General features: G+C 39.5%; 12 protein-coding genes. 8 read left to right on the forward strand and 4 right to left on the reverse strand.

Features of this window, described 5'->3' with window-relative positions; genetic code table 11:
- Positions 1 to 314 precede the first annotated feature (314 nt).
- The 5 genes from G1O98_RS22240 (at position 315) to G1O98_RS22260 (ending at position 9287) form a co-directional block, all read left to right on the forward strand.
- Positions 315 to 2054: a diflavin flavoprotein gene (locus tag G1O98_RS22240; protein ID WP_163931927.1), complete on the forward strand. Its 1740-nt coding sequence runs from the start codon at positions 315 to 317 to the stop codon at positions 2052 to 2054.
- Between the two features lie 122 nt (positions 2055 to 2176).
- The gene (locus tag G1O98_RS22245; protein ID WP_163931929.1) at positions 2177 to 3889 is read left to right on the forward strand and encodes a diflavin flavoprotein; all 1713 of its coding nucleotides are present in this window, start codon (positions 2177 to 2179) and stop codon (positions 3887 to 3889) included.
- A 538-nt stretch (positions 3890 to 4427) separates the two neighbouring features.
- Positions 4428 to 5489, forward strand: coding sequence for a hypothetical protein (locus G1O98_RS22250; RefSeq protein ID WP_163931932.1), 1062 nt, complete (start codon positions 4428 to 4430; stop codon positions 5487 to 5489).
- Positions 5490 to 5708: 219 nt separating this feature from the next.
- Positions 5709 to 8711 (forward strand): hypothetical protein, encoded by a 3003-nt coding sequence (locus G1O98_RS22255; RefSeq protein WP_163931924.1) that lies wholly within the window; start codon positions 5709 to 5711, stop codon positions 8709 to 8711.
- Between the two features lie 396 nt (positions 8712 to 9107).
- Positions 9108 to 9287, forward strand: a complete 180-nt coding sequence (locus G1O98_RS22260; RefSeq protein ID WP_163931935.1) for a hypothetical protein — start codon at positions 9108 to 9110, stop codon at positions 9285 to 9287.
- A 19-nt stretch (positions 9288 to 9306) separates the two neighbouring features.
- Here the strand turns inward: G1O98_RS22260 and G1O98_RS22265 are convergent, their stop codons facing one another.
- Positions 9307 to 10599, reverse strand: a complete 1293-nt coding sequence (locus G1O98_RS22265) for a dicarboxylate/amino acid:cation symporter (RefSeq protein ID WP_163931938.1) — start codon at positions 10597 to 10599, stop codon at positions 9307 to 9309.
- 193 nt (positions 10600 to 10792) lie between these two features.
- Here G1O98_RS22265 and G1O98_RS22270 point away from each other — a divergent pair, with 193 nt between their 5' ends.
- From G1O98_RS22270 to G1O98_RS22285, 3 genes are all read left to right on the forward strand, one after another.
- Positions 10793 to 13423, forward strand: coding sequence for a DNA polymerase III subunit alpha (locus G1O98_RS22270; RefSeq protein WP_163931941.1), 2631 nt, complete (start codon positions 10793 to 10795; stop codon positions 13421 to 13423).
- Between the two features lie 92 nt (positions 13424 to 13515).
- Entirely contained in the window at positions 13516 to 14154 is a 639-nt protein-coding gene (locus G1O98_RS22275) for an FMN-binding negative transcriptional regulator (RefSeq protein WP_163931943.1), read from the forward strand.
- 294 nt (positions 14155 to 14448) lie between these two features.
- Positions 14449 to 15687: an acetate kinase gene (locus G1O98_RS22285; protein ID WP_163931946.1), complete on the forward strand. Its 1239-nt coding sequence runs from the start codon at positions 14449 to 14451 to the stop codon at positions 15685 to 15687.
- Positions 15688 to 15783: 96 nt separating this feature from the next.
- On the opposite strand, the gene G1O98_RS22290 is transcribed toward G1O98_RS22285, so the two are convergent.
- The 3 genes from G1O98_RS22290 to G1O98_RS22300 form a co-directional block, all read right to left on the reverse strand.
- Positions 15784 to 16740: a hypothetical protein gene (locus G1O98_RS22290; RefSeq protein ID WP_163931949.1), complete on the reverse strand. Its 957-nt coding sequence runs from the start codon at positions 16738 to 16740 to the stop codon at positions 15784 to 15786.
- Positions 16740 to 17615, reverse strand: a complete 876-nt coding sequence (locus G1O98_RS22295) for a hypothetical protein (RefSeq protein WP_163931952.1) — start codon at positions 17613 to 17615, stop codon at positions 16740 to 16742. The genes G1O98_RS22290 and G1O98_RS22295 overlap by 1 nt, the downstream gene beginning before the upstream one ends.
- Before the next feature lie 126 nt (positions 17616 to 17741).
- On the reverse strand, positions 17742 to 18200 hold the full coding sequence (locus G1O98_RS22300) for a hypothetical protein (protein ID WP_163931955.1): 459 nt from the start codon (positions 18198 to 18200) through the stop codon (positions 17742 to 17744).
- Positions 18201 to 18466 lie beyond the last annotated feature (266 nt).

An 18466-nucleotide genomic window follows, 5' to 3' on the forward strand; every position in this document is an offset into this window, starting at 1 on the left:
GAGTTTTATATAATAGTCCTAGATGTATGATATTAGTTTTAGTCCTTTCATTTTTATTGTCAAATAATATAAAGAAAATGATATTTTTAAATTAGAATAAAATTAGATAAATAAAAAAATAAAATACTAAGTATATTTTTCGGAATAAATTAATATTGAGTAGATTTTTTGAGTCATATTTCTTGCTAGAAAACAGCAACAATTGATACAAGTTAAATTTTTCAAAAACTGATATTCATTACAACTTAAACAAAAAATAATAGAGAGAATGGGGGCAGAAGAAAAACCTGACAATTTGCGCTCGGAGACGAATAATGGTAGCGATGTCTACGACCGGCAACGCCAATGCAGAGAACGTTCAACATCGGCTAACTATACAAACTGTAGAAATTGCCCCTAACACAACGGCGATTCGCTCTCTTGATTGGGATCGCGATCGCTTCGATATCGAATTCGGACTGCAAAACGGCACAACCTACAATTCATATCTAATTAGGGGTGAACAAACAGTTTTGATCGATACTTCTCACCAGAAGTTTCGCGATCTGTATTTAGAGACTCTAAAAGGTCTTGTTAACCCCAAGACAATTGATTACATAATTGTCAGCCACACAGAGCCAGACCATAGCGGCTTAGTAGAAGATGTCCTGCAATTAGCTCCTAGAGCTACTGTCTTAGCCTCAAAAGTTGCGCTTCAGTTTTTGGAAGGCTTAGTCCACGATCCATTTTCTAAGCGAGTTGTCAAAACCGGCGATCGCATAGATATCGGCAAAGGACACGAAATGGAATTCGTGAGTGCGCCTAACCTGCACTGGCCAGATACAATCTTTAGCTTTGACCGCAAAACCCAAATTCTCTACACCTGTGATGCTTTTGGGATGCACTTTTGTGACGATCGCACCTTTGACGAAGATTTAGAAGCGATCGAAGCTGACTTTAGATTTTACTACGACTGCTTGATGGGTCCTAATGCTCGTTCCCTGCTGAATGCCATGAAGCGGATGGGCGATCTAGGAAAGATTAATATTATCGCAAATGGTCACGGCCCCTTATTATACCACCATTTAGATGTTCTGACCGGGTGTTACGAAAATTGGAGCCAAAAACAAGCTAAAGCAGAAACCACAGTTGGCTTGTTTTTTGTCTCAGATTACGGTTATGGTGAGCGCCTTGGTCACGCAATTGCCGAAGGTATCCTGAAAACTGGGGTTGGAGTAGAAGTACTAGATTTAAGTACTGCTGAGAGCCAAGAAATTCAAGAACTAGCTGGAAGAGCTGCTGGCATCATTATTGGTATGCCCCCAAGTACCGCCGCCGCCGCCCAAGCTAGTATCAGTTCGGTGTTAGCTGTCGCTAAGAACAAGCAATTTCTTGGGCTGTTTGAATGTTACGGTGGGGATGATGAACCCATTGATACACTCCGCAGACAATTTCTTGACTCTGGCATCAAAGAAGCTTTCCCACCCATTCGGATTAAAGAGACTCCCAGCGCATCAACATTCCAGTTGTGTGAAGAAGCCGGTAAAGACATCGGACAATTGCTAGTGCGCGATCGCAACATCAAGCAAATCAAGTCTCTTGATGTCAACATGGAAAAGGCGTTGGGTCGCATTAGTAGTGGACTATATATAGTCACGACTAAAAAAGATAATGTCTCAAGCGCAATGCTGGCATCCTGGGTAACGCAAGCGAGTTTGCAACCATTAGGATTAACAATTGCCGTTGCGAAAGACCGCGCCATTGATTCCTTAATGCAAGTAGGCGATCGCTTCGTCCTCAACGTTTTGGAAGAAGGCAATTATCAAGAATTGAAAAAGCACTTTCTCAAGCGCTTACATCCCGGTGCTGACCGCTTTGCAGGAGTGAAAACTCAAACCGCGAAAAACGGTTCTCCGATTCTAACTGATGCTCTGGCATACATCGAATGTGAAATACAGAGCAGCATGGAATGCAGCGACCACTGGATTTTATACTGCACAGTCCAAGAAGGTCGTGTCTCTAAAAACGATGGACTCACAGCCGTTCGCCATCGCAAAGTAGGTAATTACTACTAAAGATGGGAATGGGGCATAGGGCATGGGGTAAGGAGTATGGGTTATTCTCCTTGTTCCCAATGCCCAATTCCCAATTCCCAATTCCCAATGCCCAATGCCCAATTCGCTAACTTTTAACAGCTATGACCAATTCCAAGCCACGCGACGTACAAGTTCTACCAATTGCTACAAATACTAAGGCGATCAGAGCACGTAGTTGGTCACGTCTGCGGTTTGAAATTGAATATGCACTTGAAAGAGGTACTACCTCCAATTGCTATTTAATTGAAGCTGATAAAACCGCACTTATTGATCCACCGCCAGAAAGCTTTACCGAAATTTATTTAGAGGCATTGCGGCAGACTTTAGATTTACAAAGTTTGGATTATATAATTCTGGGTCATTTTAGTCCCAATCGAGTTGCAACCCTCAAAGCAATTTTAGAACTGGCACCACAGGTAACTTTTGTCTGTTCTCTTCCCGGTGCGAACAATTTACGTGCTGCTTTCCTAGAGCAAGATTTGAAAGTCTTGGTGATGCGTGGGAAAGAAACTCTGGATTTAGGCAAAGGTCATGTTTTGAAATTCTTGCCCACTCCTAGCCCACGTTGGCCGGAAGGACTTTGTACCTACGATCAGCAAACCCAAATTCTCTACACAGATAAGTTATTTGCAACTCATCTCTGTGGTGATGAAGTGTTTGATGATAATTGGGAAGCACTCAAAGAAGACCAGCGTTACTACTTTAACTGCCTGATGGCTCCCCAAACTCCTCATGTGCAAGCAGCTTTGGAGAAAATATCAGATTTGCAGGTGAGAATGTATGCTGTGGGTCATGGGCCTTTAGTACGCACCAGCTTAATCGAGCTTACCAAAGCTTATGGAGAGTGGAGCCGTTCTCATAACGATCGCGAGATTTCCGTAGCCCTACTTTACGCTTCAGCTTACGGCAATACAGCAACTTTAGCACAAGCGATCGCTCTGGGATTAACTAAAGGTGGAGTCGCAGTCAAATCAATTAACTGCGAATTTGCCACCCCTGATGAAATTCGCATCAACCTAGCACAGTCAGAAGGTTTTATCATCGGTTCTCCTACTATCGGTGGTCATGCGCCAACTCCCATTCATACTGCTTTAGGAATTGTGATCTCAAGCGGTGACAACAGCAAACTCGCTGGAGTCTTTGGTTCTTATGGTTGGAGTGGCGAAGCCTTTGACTTAATAGAAGGTAAACTCCGGGATTCTGGATACCGTTTTGGCTTTGACACATTGAAGGTCAAGTTTAAACCTGATGATGTCACACTCAAATTCTGTGAAGAACTAGGTACAGACTTTGCCCAAACACTGAAAAAGGCTAAAAAAGTACGTGTACCCCAACAAGCCGCTACCCCAGTAGAACAGGCTGTTGGTCGGATTGTTGGTTCCGTATGCGTGATCACAGCGAAACTTGGAGAAGTGTCTACTGCAATGTTAGGCGCTTGGGTTTCTCAAGCCACCTTCAACCCACCTGGAATAAGTGTGGCGATCGCCAAAGACCGAGCGATCGAATCTTTGATGTATCCAGGCGGTAAGTTTGCCTTAAATATTTTACCTGAAGGTAATCATCAAGACTACATGAAGCATTTCCGTAAATCTTTCGCGCCTGGAGAAGATCGGTTTGCTAACTTTAGTACAGCAGTTGCAGATAACGGTTGTACTGTCCTCACCGACGCTTTAGCATATTTAGAATGCTCAGTCAATCAACGTCTGGAATGTGGCGATCACTGGGTTGTATATGCAACTGTGGACGAAGGTAAATTACTCAAACCTGATGCTGTTACTGCCATCAACCATCGCAAAACTGGCACTCATTACTAATTATAGGTAATCTCCTAAGTTGAAGATTACCCTGCAATGCAACTCTAGCAGGATTTTTGCTACTTACTCTGTCTGCTACGGATACAATCAACCGCGCTAGATATCTGCACATCTGAATAAATCCACCTACACATGAGAGTGATAGGTGGATTTATTTTTGTTCTAGGAACAATGCGTTTAGAAATAACAGCAACGGCAGAACTCAATACTTGTCGGTTAAGGGGAAAAGGGGAAGGGGAAAGGGAAAAGAAAAAACCTTTAATCTTTACCCTTTAACCTTTTCCCCAAACCCAATTCCGAGTTAAAAATGCAAAACCCGAGCAGTGTTGGGGCAGAACTGACGTATCTACATAATAAATTCATCTTTTCTTTAGCATAAATTTACACTTGTATATTCAATAATTTAGCCTATGCAAAATGTGATTAAGCAAAGGTTATGAAACTCTTAAAATCTGATATTATCTGGTAATTGTAATGTTTCATGACTAAAAGCCTAAAAATTTATTACATTCAGGCAGCAAAAAGAAGGAGATCCTAATTGATTAGGAAAATAGACACACAAGGTTTTCAGCTTAAGCCGCTTGGGATGTACTTAGTTGAAGCTGAACTAATTAATCCAGATGAATTAGACATAGCACTCAAGACACAAGAGTTGAGTGGTGAGCAGTTGGGAAAAATTCTGGTAATGCATGGTTTTGTTAAGCAGCAAACCATTGAGTACTTCATGTCAAAAGTTGTATTGCCAGAGCGACGCAAGATCCTCAAAAACCAGTCTTATTCAGACAATGCTAAGAGTGACAGGATATCTGTAGTTGAGTCAAGAAGTTCTATAAAACCAGAAGATGCGATCGCAGCGTTGCAATCATCGCATAAATTGAAAGTATATCTTTCTGCCAACAAAACCCTCAAATTCCTGCTTGGCGTGGTACTTTGCTTGGCTATTCTCAGTCTTTTAGCTAATTACAATGTCTACTATCTACCTGACTTCCCTGGGAGAGATATCTTTAACATTCTATTCGATCTCAACAGTGAGGATAATATTCCTGCAATTTACTCTGGAGGAGCTTTACTATTTTGTTCTATTCTGCTAGAGATCATCTTCCAAGCTCAGAGGTTAGCTAAGAATAAAGATGTCTGGGCATGGAGAGGATTGTCAATAGTTTTTGCTGGTTTATTCTTAGATGAATTGATCGGTCTTCATGAAAGACTAACTACACCACTGCGAGGTACATTTAATACTAGTGGTTTTCTTTACTACGCTTGGGTGATTGCAGGTGCTATCTTCGTACTCCTCTTTTTGCTAGTATTTGGGCGATTTATCGCTACTCTTCCTGGCAAGACACGACGCTTATTTTTCATTGCTGGAACAATCTACGTAGCGGGTGCAATTGCTACTGAATTGGTAGGCGGATACTATGAATATTACTACACCCCCCATAACATGGTTTATGTCTTCATAACAACTATAGAAGAAGTGCTAGAGATGCTGGGCATAGTTATCTTTATTTATGCACTGTTGTCATACATAAGTTGCAATATTAAAGGTATAGATATAGGAATCCATATTATTGATTCTAGAAAGCAAGACCAGCTGACTTAGCTCAAATATAGCCAAATACAATATTTGAAACTTTTATATTTAAAAAGAGGTAATTTTTGATAGCAACTTGAGTTATTAAAAAATTCTTTTTTTATTATGGGATGGGCATCTTGCCTATCCCAATTTTTTTGTAGCTAATTCATAAAACTCAGCAATTAAAAATTCACAAGTAATCAAGTATATAATATACTGCGTGCAGAAATAAAAACTAAGTACAATATGCCACTACAAAAAGCCCAAAAACTCCAAAAGCCTACCCTTTCAAATTCCCAAACACCACAGATATCATCACAGTTCGCACCAAGACCATTTGGAATTCAAGCAAAAAATAAGTTAGTTCTAGCAAAGACACAACAAGATATAAAGAATGAAACTTTTGCTGGACAAAAGATAGAAGCAACAAAGCTAGAGCTACAAGCAAAGTTTGGCACGATAACCCCACAAGGACAGGAACGATTAGATGGATTACAAGCCAATATGAATGAATTGTTGCTGTCAAAATTGAAAACGGCACAGCAGTTTAGCCATAACATTACCAATTATTCACTAAGGCGACCTGATGAAGCAACACCAATTCAGGCAAAGCTGACAATTGGGGCATCTGGAGATAAATATGAACAACAAGCAGATGAAACAGCATATCAAGTTGTGCAACAGATTCATCAACCACAAACTAATAAACTTCAGCCAGAAAAGATGTCAGAAGATGAAGACAGATTGCAAATAAAGCCAGATACTAATAATCTCCAGCAAGAGAAAATGCCGAGGGAAGAACTTCAAAACAAACCGATAGTGCAGCGTGTGTTAGACGGTAATATGGCAGCATCATCTGATTTGGAAGAATCTATTAATGAGACAGGGGTTGTTGATACAGATACAAAAGCTGAGTTATCTGGTAACTCAGTAGATGGTCTCACTTCCCAAGAAGCTGCTAAAGAAGATAGTTTTAACCCAGAGCTAGCTGCTATTAATCAACTCGGAAAAATAGAGCTGAAAAAGTGGTTGGAGGAACATCCGAGACCAAAAGATTTAAAGCCTTTTCCAGATCCAAGAAAACGAAAAAAATCAAATCAGACAAGTGAGCTTGATCAGAACATCATCTCATCTCAACCTGGACGAACAAAAGGAATGAATGAGTTCCTAAAAGTTTTGAAAAATAAAGGTACTCTGGATGAGTATCAACAACTGGAGCAGTTGACTGATAAAGATGCTCTTAAAAAAGCAGGTTATATGCCCATAGGTAAAGGGACTTTTGGGATAGTGTTTCCCTATAAAAAAGCAGAAAGTTTAGATACCGATCCTGTAACTCATGTAATCAAGCAAGAAAACGATTCCGGGCTTGCTAGCGGAAGAAATTATGATGAACGAAAATCAGAACGTAAACGAGCTGTATTTATCCCTTTAGTAGCTCATGAATTGGGATTTACACACATGCCGCTTGCTACATCAATGCCGCAAGAGAGCCAGGTAGATTCTAGGGAGAAAAAACGGAATAATCTTCTTTCTACTCTAGCACCCGGAAAAGCTGGAAGCAAAAAGATGGATATGTCTGCATCAGTCCTTGAGGATACATTTTCATTAGTAGATGATGAGTTTCATAAATTTGTTGTAGAAACAACAGGGAAGACAAAAGGCAAGATTTCACAGGAAGAAGAGAAAAGCCTCAAAGATAAATTTGGTTTTGACCAAAGAATTAAGCAAGCTCAACAAGAACTTACTAGGAAGGAATATAATGAACTGAACATAGATGAGCAACAAATTCAAGATGCCGTGATATTAGATATGTTGTTTCAATATAAGGACGGTTCGTATACCCAATATATGTTTGATCAAGGTAACTTAAAAAAGATTGATAATGATGATTATGGAATCGCGAAAGTGAGTAGGAATCAAACTGGCGAATACTCAAGTTCGTTTCCCGTTGGATTACCTAATGCCAATAAACTTCTTACTGAGGACACTAAAAAACGCATCTTAAATATGGATCAAGAACACTTAAAAACAGTACTTAAAGCAGCTACCTATAAAGATAAGTCCGGTACTAAACCAGAAAAGCAACAAGTCTTTGATGAAGAAAAAGCCTTGCGTAACCTAGAAGATATTCAGTTTCTCATTAGAAAAGCAGATAAACATGGTGGAATTTCGCTCCGAGAATTGTTCGACTTATACAATGCAAGAGATAAATATGAGCTTCTCGATCCTAAAAGCAGCAAAGTAGAAGACTATGAGTCACGAATTAAGCGCAGAACCGGACAGAAGAAAGAGGATAAAGTTTTACCTAGCCATCTATACAACATTTTAGGTGTTGATATCCCTGAGGGGAAGCGAACAGACCTTTTTACAAATTATCCTGAAGTCCATAAAGAATTGGGTAAAATTGACGAAGAACGTCAGCAGGAACTACAAGAGGAACGTAAAAAACAAGACTATGCTCCAAGTATCAAAGACAATCCACAGTTCATAAAAGCCATCGAAAAACGCTCGAATACACTTCGACTAGAGCGCCAAAAAGCCAATCACTTGAATCAATTGAGGGAATTAAACGAGTTAATTGACAACCTGCCTAGTAAACTTGGATCATTTGAAGAGATAGTTTCTTTTCCGCAATCAGTGCTAGAGATTCAGGATACAGAGCAAATCGAAAGTAGCGAGCATATATTCAGTCAGATCAAGAACTGGAAAACGAGAAAGATTAAAGGCAAGGTTCGGGACAAGGTTCGAGAACAAATTGCCACAGATAATGCTAATGAATCAGGGTATTTAGATAATGCAGAAAAGGATATTTCAGCTATTAAACATGACAGAATAAAAAGTAAGGCAATGTATCCCTTGCAGTTAGCACGCCTTAAAAAACTCATTTCTGATAAGAATGTTTCTCTCCAAAACAACACCACTAAACTCGATAGGAATATCGATAAAATCTGCATCACAATTGCAAATTTCGAGCCTATTGAACATTTAGAACTAGCTCAAGATTTTCTTGACAAAATGAATACTATTGGCAAGTGTTGCTCAGATGTAATAACAAAATTAGTAACTTTAGAAGCTGAACTAAAAACCTTAATAGAGCAGTTAGAGAGCGCAGTGGATACTGTACTTAAACATCAGGAATACCCCAAAGCTTTTGGAAAAGATAATATTTTTGAAAAGGATATTTCTTCTTTGAAGGTAGCCTTTAAGTCCTATCAAAAGGTGGCTCGTAAGTTAAAATTCCCCGTATAAAGTTTGTAACAGCAGTACCATTGGTACTTTGAACCTGACATCAACTAAGTCAACGAGTGTCATACCAATTTACGAAATTATTGATACAAATCACTTCCTCTGCTTGCCCATGTGTATCATTTTTTAAGTGAAATGGTATCAGTGGTGCGGCTAGCTTCAACTACACTATTAGCTATGGCTAGCTCACCATTTCACGGGATATGGATTCAGAAAATGGTATGTACCATTTCAGTATTAAAGCGGAAAGAACATAAATTCACTTGGTGAAATTCCGCAATTGCCACCAGGACAATTGCAAAAACGCAGTGTAGTCTTTAACTAGAAAAACAGTATTAGGCAATTGCTAGACAAAATGCCGACTATGGCCGCTAAACTTTTATAATATTTGTTGTTCTTATGGCTCCAAAACACACCCAAATTAAATTTCCCCTTTGGCAGTATCTGAACCAGCCTTTATTTAGTCACGATACTAAATTAGTATTGAATCCCCAACGCTTTGCATTGATCTGGCGGCTTCGACTTCTAGAACGCTGTTGGGCTAAAGAATGTGATGCCAAAGGACCCCAACAGCATTAGCTAGCTGAAAAGCTTCAAACTAAGCCTCGTCTACAGAACGAGGCTTTTTGCCGTCAAGTAAAGCACTGACAGTCATATCTCCCATGACATTAATCGCGGTGCGGCAGCGATCTAAAAACCAGTCGATGGTAACTAGCAAAGCAATGTACTGGGTAGGTAAGCCTACAGAAGTGAACACTAGTGTCATCGTTACCAGTCCAGCATTGGGAATATTCGCCGCACCTACAGATGCAAAAATCGAGGTCAGAATGACAATTAACTGCTGTCCTAGAGTCAGATGTTGCCCAATTAGTTGGGAAATATACAACGCAGACATTGCTTCATAAAGGGCAGTGCCATCATTATTGAAATTTGCCCCTACTAATGCCCCCAAAGCAGCAGAAGATTCTCTTAAACCAACTTTTGTTTGCAAAACCTCAAAAGTTACTGGCATTGCCGCCGCAGAGGAAGAAGTTGAAAAAGCTGTTAAAAAGGCATCAGAACCGCCAGCTAGGAATTTTAATGGGGGTACCCAAGAACCAAATTTTACTCTAGTGAGGTAATAGCAAGCCTGTAATGCCAGCGCTAACAGCACCGCTAAGATAAATGCACCCAATGATTTAAATGGTGTAAATCCTTGCATAGCAACTGTTTTAGCAACAATCCCAAAGACGGCGAAAGGCACTAAGGCAATTACCCAGTTGAGGACACCGACTACCGCTTCGAATAAAATCCCGATAACATCTTCTATCGGCTGGTATCCTTTTTTCCCTTGGGCAATTTGTTCAGATTTTAAGCCCCGCAAGACGATACCAAAACTTAGGGCAATAACAATTAGTTGAATGACATTATTATCAACTAATGGCTTGAGGACAGCTTCCGGTACAGCATCTTTGAGTATTCCCCAAGGGTCTAGACTTTGAGTAGGTATTTCTGTAGTTGTTGAGGTAGCTACATTGCCCCACGTTCCCGGACGCAGCACATTCGCTACCAAAAGTCCCACTAAAATAGCTACGGTAGTGTTAGTCAAAAGTAGCACTGCCAGCCGCCGTCCGGCTGTACCGGGGATATCGGTAGTCATTAAGGTATGCAGCACTGCTACCAAAATCAGGGGCGTAGCTAAGGCGCGGAGAGCCTTTAGCACCAATTCAGCCGGAATTGCTAAATTATTGATTAAGGTGGCATTGCTGGGATTGGGATTTCCCGCACCAAGGGCAATTCCAATGCTGACTGCGGCTACTAGGGCGATGAGAATTTGCAATGTGAGAGGGATACGCTGCCACCAAGGGCTAGCTTTGGTTTCAGGCGAAGTAGTACTCTCTGTTTCACTCATTAGTTAGATGCTGATTAACTGCTGTAACTATTAAAACAACACTGATGACAGTGACAATTTCGGAAAAAGAACAGCTTTAATTTTAGGTAAAAACTGCTAATGTAATATTCCGTTGCTTTGCAAAATCCGGCTTGAAAGGGTATACCACAAGGTAGGCCCCTAAAGATATCTTGGCTTGTGGTTGGAGATGCTTATGTCCTTTGTGCCTTTACATATTCACAGTGACTACAGTCTACTAGATGGGGCAAGTCAGCTACCAGAGTTGGTGGATCAAGCGATCGCACTGGGGATGAAAGCGATCGCCCTTACCGATCATGGTGTCATGTATGGAGCCGTTGAACTGATCAAAATCTGCCGTAGTCAAAATATTAAGCCGATTATCGGCAATGAAATGTATGTAATTAATGGCGATATCGAAAAACAAGAACGTCGCCCAAAATATCATCAAGTCGTTTTAGCTAAAAATACCAAAGGTTACAAAAATTTAGTTAAATTAACCACAATTTCGCATCTTCAAGGTGTTCAAGGCAAAGGAATTTTTTCACGTCCTTGTATTAATAAAGATTTACTAAAACAATACCATGAGGGCTTGATTGTCACCAGTGCTTGCTTAGGTGGAGAAGTTCCCCAAGCGATTCTCAGTAATAGACCAGATGCAGCCCGGAAAGTTGCTCAGTGGTATAAAGATGTATTTGGTGATGATTATTATCTAGAAATTCAAGACCACGGCTCCCAAGAAGACCGAATTGTGAATGTTGAAATAGTCAAAATTGCGCGGGAGCTAGGCATTAAAATTATTGCCACGAATGATTCACATTTTATTTCTTGTTTCGACGTTGAAGCCCACGACGCTTTGCTATGTATTCAAACTGGCAAACTAATTATTGAAGATAAGCGGATGCGTTATAGCGGCACAGAGTATCTCAAATCTGGTGAGGAGATGCGGCAGCTATTTCGTGACCATTTAACGGATGATGTGATTGCAGAAGCTGTAGCCACTACTGAAGAAGTCGCTGATAAAGTCGAGCCTTACCATATTATGGGTGAGCCTCAGATTCCTACACCTCCCATTCCCTCCGGTCATACTGCTGACACTTACGCCGAAGATGTTGCATGGAATGGACTTTTAGAACGGTTAAATCGCAAATCTCGCCAGGAAGTTGATTCCGTCTATAAAGAAAGATTGGAATACGAACTGAAAATGATTCAGCAGATGGGTTTTTCCAAATACTTTTTAGTTGTATGGGACTATATCAAATTTGCTAGAGATAATAACATTCCTGTCGGGCCAGGTCGGGGTTCTGCGGCTGGTTCATTAGTTGCTTATGCAATGCGAATTACTAATATTGACCCTGTGCATCATGGGCTACTATTTGAGCGTTTTTTGAACCCCGAACGGAAATCAATGCCTGATATTGATACAGATTTCTGTATTGAACAACGGGATAAAGTTATTGAATATGTCACTGAAAAATACGGCGCAGATAGAGTTGCTCAAATCATTACTTTTAACCGTCTAACCTCTAAAGCAGTTTTGAAAGATGTCGCCAGAGTATTGAATATTCCCTACGGGGAAGCTGACAAAATGGCGAAATTAATTCCTGTAGTGCGAGGAAAACCAACAAAACTCAAGGTGATGGTTTCCGATAAAACTCCAGAACCAGAGTTTAAAGAAAAATATGATAAAGAACCCCATGTTCGCCATTGGCTTGATATGGCGATGCGAATTGAAGGAACTAACAAAACTTTTGGTGTTCATGCAGCCGGGGTCGTAATTTCAGACGAACCACTGGATGAAATTGTCCCGCTACAGAAGAATAATGACGGTTCTGTGATTACCCAGTATTTCATGGAAGACCTGGAATCAATGGGTTTGTTAAAAATGGATTTTCTGGGTTTACGGAACCTGACGCTGATTCAAAAGACCGTTGATTTGATTCAAGAAACGAGAGGATATCGGGTTGATCCTGATGAAATTCCTCGCCAGGAAAGAAAAGCCCAGAAGATATTAGCTAAAGGTGAACATAGTAGTCTGCCTAAAGATGTACAAAAAACTTATGAATTATTAGAAGCAGGTGAGTTAGAAGGGATATTTCAATTAGAATCTTCGGGAATGCGTCAGATAGTGCGAGATTTGAAGCCTTCTAATATAGAAGATATTTCTTCAATTTTGGCACTTTATCGACCGGGCCCATTAGATGCGGGTCTGATTCCTAAGTTTATTAACCGCAAACATGGTCGAGAGAATATTGATTATCAACACACTGTTTTAGAACCAATATTAGACGAAACATACGGAATTATGGTCTATCAAGAGCAAATCATGAAAATTGCTCAGGATATGGCCGGATATTCTTTAGGACAAGCTGACTTGCTGCGTCGGGCGATGGGTAAAAAGAAAGTTTCTGAGATGCAAAAGCAGCGAGAAAAATTCGTGGATGGCGCAGCGAAAAATGGTGTTCCGAAAAAAGTTGCTGATGAATTATTTGAGCAAATGTTGAAGTTTGCTGAATATTGTTTAAGTTATGAAACGGAAATATTGACAGTAGAATATGGATTGCTGCCGATTGGAAAAATTGTAGAAAAACGTATTGAATGTAATGTGTATAGCGTTGATAATAATGGAAATATTTACACGCAACCCATAGCACAGTGGCACGATCGCGGACAACAAGAGGTGTTTGAGTATTGTTTGGAAGATGGTTCATTGATTCGGGCAACAAAAGACCATAAATTTATGACTGTTGATGGTCAAATGTTGCCAATTGATGAAATATTTGAGCGGGAATTGGATTTGATGCGGGTTGAGGAGTTGCCGAATTGAGAGCAGGGGTATTAGAAATTTGGCATTCTTGAGTTGCTATATAAAGGAGAATTAACGAGACTTTTATAAGTTAATAGTAAGGTTAAATAGCCATGTATAGACCAACTGCTTTTCAAGAAAATAATGTAGATAAACTAATCGCCTTTATGAAAGCGAATAGCTTTGCTACATTGGTATCGATAGTAGACGGTGTACCTTATGCTTCACACGTTCCTCTTGTTATTGCAATGCAAGAGGATAATATTAAATTAATTGGTCATCTGGCAAAGCAAAATCCTCAATCGCAAGCCCTTGATACTGAATCACTTGCTATCTTCACTGGGTCACACGCTTACATTTCTCCTACCTTGTATGAAAATTATGAGAGCGTACCGACGTGGAACTATATTGCTGTTCACGCCTATGGTATTCCCAAAGTTATTATGCTCAATGACTCCCCAGAATCAATGAACCAAATGATAAACGAGATGATAGACACCTATGAAGCTGACTACAAATCGCATTGGCACAGTTTACCTGACGGATTTCGTGAAGGTATGATGAATGGAATTGTGGGATTTGAAATAACTGTTACACGTTTGGAAGGTAAGTACAAACTTAGTCAAAACCGAAGCCAAGTTGAGCAGCACAATGTGTCAAGTACACTACTACAAAGTTCAGATCCGGCTGCTCGCGCCGTCGGTGCAGAAATGAGACAAAACCTTGAAGCGAATGAAGATACAGTACGATGAAAACTCGCAGCTTTGCAGTCCTCATTTATAAAAAGGACGATATGTATATAGCTGAGTGTCCCGAAGTTGGTAGGTTGATCAGAGAGAGACAATCGAACAGGCAATTTCTAGCTTGAGAGAGGTAACGCAGCTTTACTTAGAGGAATTTCCTCTACCTGAAACATCTCCAAGGTATAGATTCAACAAATTTTAGCGCTGGAAACACACCTTTGCCGCATATTATGCGTATAGGCTAGAAGCATTAGGCTACATTTAGTGACATGATCAAAGGAGGTCATGTTTTTATGTTGTCCTATGAAGATATTGGTGCTGAATGCCGGATCGAGTACCCAAAAAAGTTGTCTGTATGAGATTACAGATGAGGCTTTCTCCACCCAAGCATCTCAACCCCTTTGGGAAGGGAAAATCAACTGGATTCAAGATCGCGGTGTGGCAGAAATTGAGGTGAAAACTGCTACAGGTGCAACACTGCAAGAAACCATCTCTGATGATTCCCCACAGGCACACCTCACCTATATGCTTCATACTCTGAGTGATGGCGCTACCAAAGTAATAGATCGGTTGTCAGATATCGATGTGGTGGGGCATCGGATAGTACATGGTGGACAGGATTATCGAGATAGTGTGGTAATTACGGAGGATGTCAAAAAGGCGATCGCTAGCTTATCTAACCTCGCTCCAGCACATAATCCAGTAGCTTTGGAAGGTATAGAAGCAATTGAAGAAATCTTAAAAGATGTTACACAAGTAGCAGTCTTTGATACTGGATTTCATGCCACTCTCCCCGATGCAGTCGCAATCTATCCCGGCCCTTATGAGTGGGTAGAGCAAGGAATCCGTCGCTATGGGTTTCATGGTATCAGTCACCAATACTGTTCTCAACGTGCTGCCCAAATTCTCGGTCGCGATGTTCCACCTGAGCGGTTAATTACCTGTCATCTGGGTAATGGTTGTTCTTTGGCGGCGATAAAAAACGGCCGCAGTATTGATACCACAATGGGATTCACGCCCTTAGAAGGATTGATGATGGGTAGTCGTTCTGGTTCAGTTGATCCGGGAATTCTGATTTATCTGTTGCGGTACTGCGATTATTCCGTCGAAAAGTTGGATGAGATATTAAATAAAGCTTCTGGATTAAAGGGAATTTCGGGTGTATCTAGCGATATGCGTGAGGTGAGAGAAGCGATGTCCACGACGGGCTACGCCAACGCTCAAGGTAATTCCCGCGCTCAATTGGCATGGGATATCTACGTGCATCGTCTGCGTTCTGGTATCGGTGCAATGCTTACCAGTTTAGGCGGATTAGATGCTTTGGTGTTTACAGCAGGTGTGGGTGAACACTCTGCGGAAATTCGCCAAGCCGCCTGTGAAGCCTTCGGTTTTTTGGGATTGAAACTTGATATTGAAAAAAATCAACAGCAGCCTGTGGATGAGGATATTGCTACACCTGACTCAACAGTGCGAATATTAGTGATTCATACTCAAGAAGATTGGGCGATCGCTCAACATTGTTGGCAAATATTAAAAAACTAAAAATTATCAAAAAGCCAACTTATTGTAAGAGTTGGCTAAACTAGCTTCGTTTAAGAGTTTCCTCTTAAGAATTCGTAGAGGAGTTTTGCATTATGCTTAATCTACATTCGATAGTAACCGACGTAGGATAAATTTTCCAGATATTGGTCTTATAAAATTTAAAATATACTCTGAAATTTTTGGGGCAATAAGTGACAAGAATGACAAAAATAATGCATTAACATCCCTAAAACTATGAATAGCACCAACAACAAAGATAGGGATAATACAAATCAGCGTCCATGCCAACCAATTTATAAATTTAGAGTTGATGGAAGTACGTCTTTGAAGCTGATTTATAAGTACATAGCGAGTAGTAGCAAATAGTATAGTGAAGCCTATGAAAGCAAATATTGATATTATTGCATTTGCTGTATATAAACTAGAGACAATCAAACCAGCAGGAAACAGCGAAGCTATCTCCCAAACTAGCGGATTTAGTTTAGTCCGAAAGCAACTTAGTATTTGTTCAGTTAGCCAATAATGAGCAGAAATAATTGTGGAACAGTTGGAATTTTGTATAAAATCCAACTTGATTTTGTGGAATATATCACCATGAAGAAGGATAGTGCTTTGCAAAATGATATCTTTCTCTTTATAAGCATCTGAAACTGATTCAGGCTGCTCATAGTAAGAATTAAAGGTGAGTCCAGACTGTAAACTTGCTTTGCCCCGTGCAGTTTTACTCAGAAAAGATTTTATAATATTGACTATAATAGTAACGTAAAAAAAATTACTAACCTCTTTTTCAGTAACTTCTTTTTTATTTCCAGATACAACATTATTGCCGAAACAGGCGTAATACAAAAGAGGAATTATCAGTTTTGGCGGAATGTATAGAGAAATACCAGTTTTTTGTGCTTGCTGAATCTGTTCTACAACTGTCTCATTTAGGTAAAAACTACACTGCGATCGCTCAACCTTAAGTTCAAAGCGATCGCCTTGAGGAACTTGTAGAAATAGAGAGAGTACAACATCAGCTTGGTTGTCTGTTTTTGTTATGTTGGCGTTCATTATCGAGATAAATTTGCGATACCCTGTACCAAACTAATCAAAAAACTAAATGTTCCACGCCACTGCTTTTCTCCAGAAATAACTCCTTGATTATGTGTATTAATGATGAGATTTTTAGCGTCTTCAGATAGAGTAAACAGTTCTTTATGGTAACGAGTAATAATATCTCCATCTAACTGCATGACAGTTTGAGCAAAAATAATATCAGTTTTGGTACTTTTCACATTACCACCATCAAGTGCAGCTTTAAGTTCATACATTTTACGTAAGGTACGAACAAATTTATCATTATTTAAAAGTCTTTGAATCTCTTTAAAAGTTTCAATCCAATCTTCTTGATTGTTTCCATCTTTGTCATCAAGAATGGGAGTTGGAGCAGGTAGTATTGGTTGAGCTAGCTTAACATTCTCCTGATCGGCTTCGACTAGGTTTGGTTGATGCTTCTTCGCATATTCAAGCCTCTGGCGATATCGTTTTACTCGCTCATCCTGTGGATTATAAAAGTCTGAACCTTCTTCAAGAAGAAGGTAAAAATATTCTCTTTCAATTTGGTTAAATAGACTTCTATAACGCTTATGCAGTTCTTGAGCTTGAGAACCTTCTTCTGGAATACCTTTTGCCTCAAAGTAATCAGGATCGTGTATAGAATAAATTTCTTGATATGCCTCCCAAGCATTAAACTTTGAAGCATTAATTCTATCTACAACCATCGTATTTACTTCTAAGGCTGTGATGTCAGAAACTAATGTCTGTACAGAAGATACTAAATTGTTTAACAAGACTCTAGCTTGGTTTTGAATATCTTGAGGTTGAGCAACATTTCGGTTTCGAGTCTGAATACCATTTTGGTCTTTAGTTTGAATATTATTAGCCATAGTTTCACCCTCTCACAGTTCTGGCTGTAGCATTTTATTAATAGCTAGATACAAGTAAATAAACTTAACGATTTGGCTAGGTTTCGGTAGCTATTTTAGCTTAAATGGGTAATTAACAAAGAATGCTTAAAGTTCTGATTTTTTGCGATTTTTCACAATTTCCATAAAAAATCCATACAATTTTTCCACACTTTCTATGTTCTTGTGAATAATCTCCCGACCATCTCTAATTTGAGTCAAATGAAATTCGCGAATTTCTTTATAGGGGCCACTATCAGTAAATTGACTACCAATCTCATTTTGGATATCACCACTAACAAGATTAATTCGGGTATATATTCGATTACCTGGTTTGGCTGCTTTTATGTCATTTTGTTGCTGATCGGATGACTCTGCTACCCAAGTAGTAATTTTTAAATCAATAGCTTCAACTATTACTGTTTTGATGGCATCAATAATTTCATCAACATCCAGTCCTTTTTTATCGGCATTAAGATTAGTAACTATTGTTTTAAAATCACTATTTTTTGCCTGAATGGATAGACTATTATTTTCCAAGTTGTTCGTAACTACAGTATCTAGCATAAGATTAAGGACACAACAGGTCTAATTGCGAACAAAATTTTATTCTAAATGATGTTCTAAATCTTACTACTGTTACTTAACAAAACTCAGTAATATCAAAGGAACTTAAGAGAAGTAAAGCTAGAATTTGTAGCAGCTAATTTCATCTCAAAAAAGAAAATAATTTATTTAGATTTTGCAAATAAGAAAGCATAAATCATGCCCTACATACTTTACACTATGTATAATATAATACTTTTTTAGCTTGACTTGCGGTTCTACCCGTT

The organism is Nostoc sp. UIC 10630, from assembly GCF_010747425.1.
In the GTDB taxonomy this organism is placed as follows: domain Bacteria; phylum Cyanobacteriota; class Cyanobacteriia; order Cyanobacteriales; family Nostocaceae; genus Nostoc.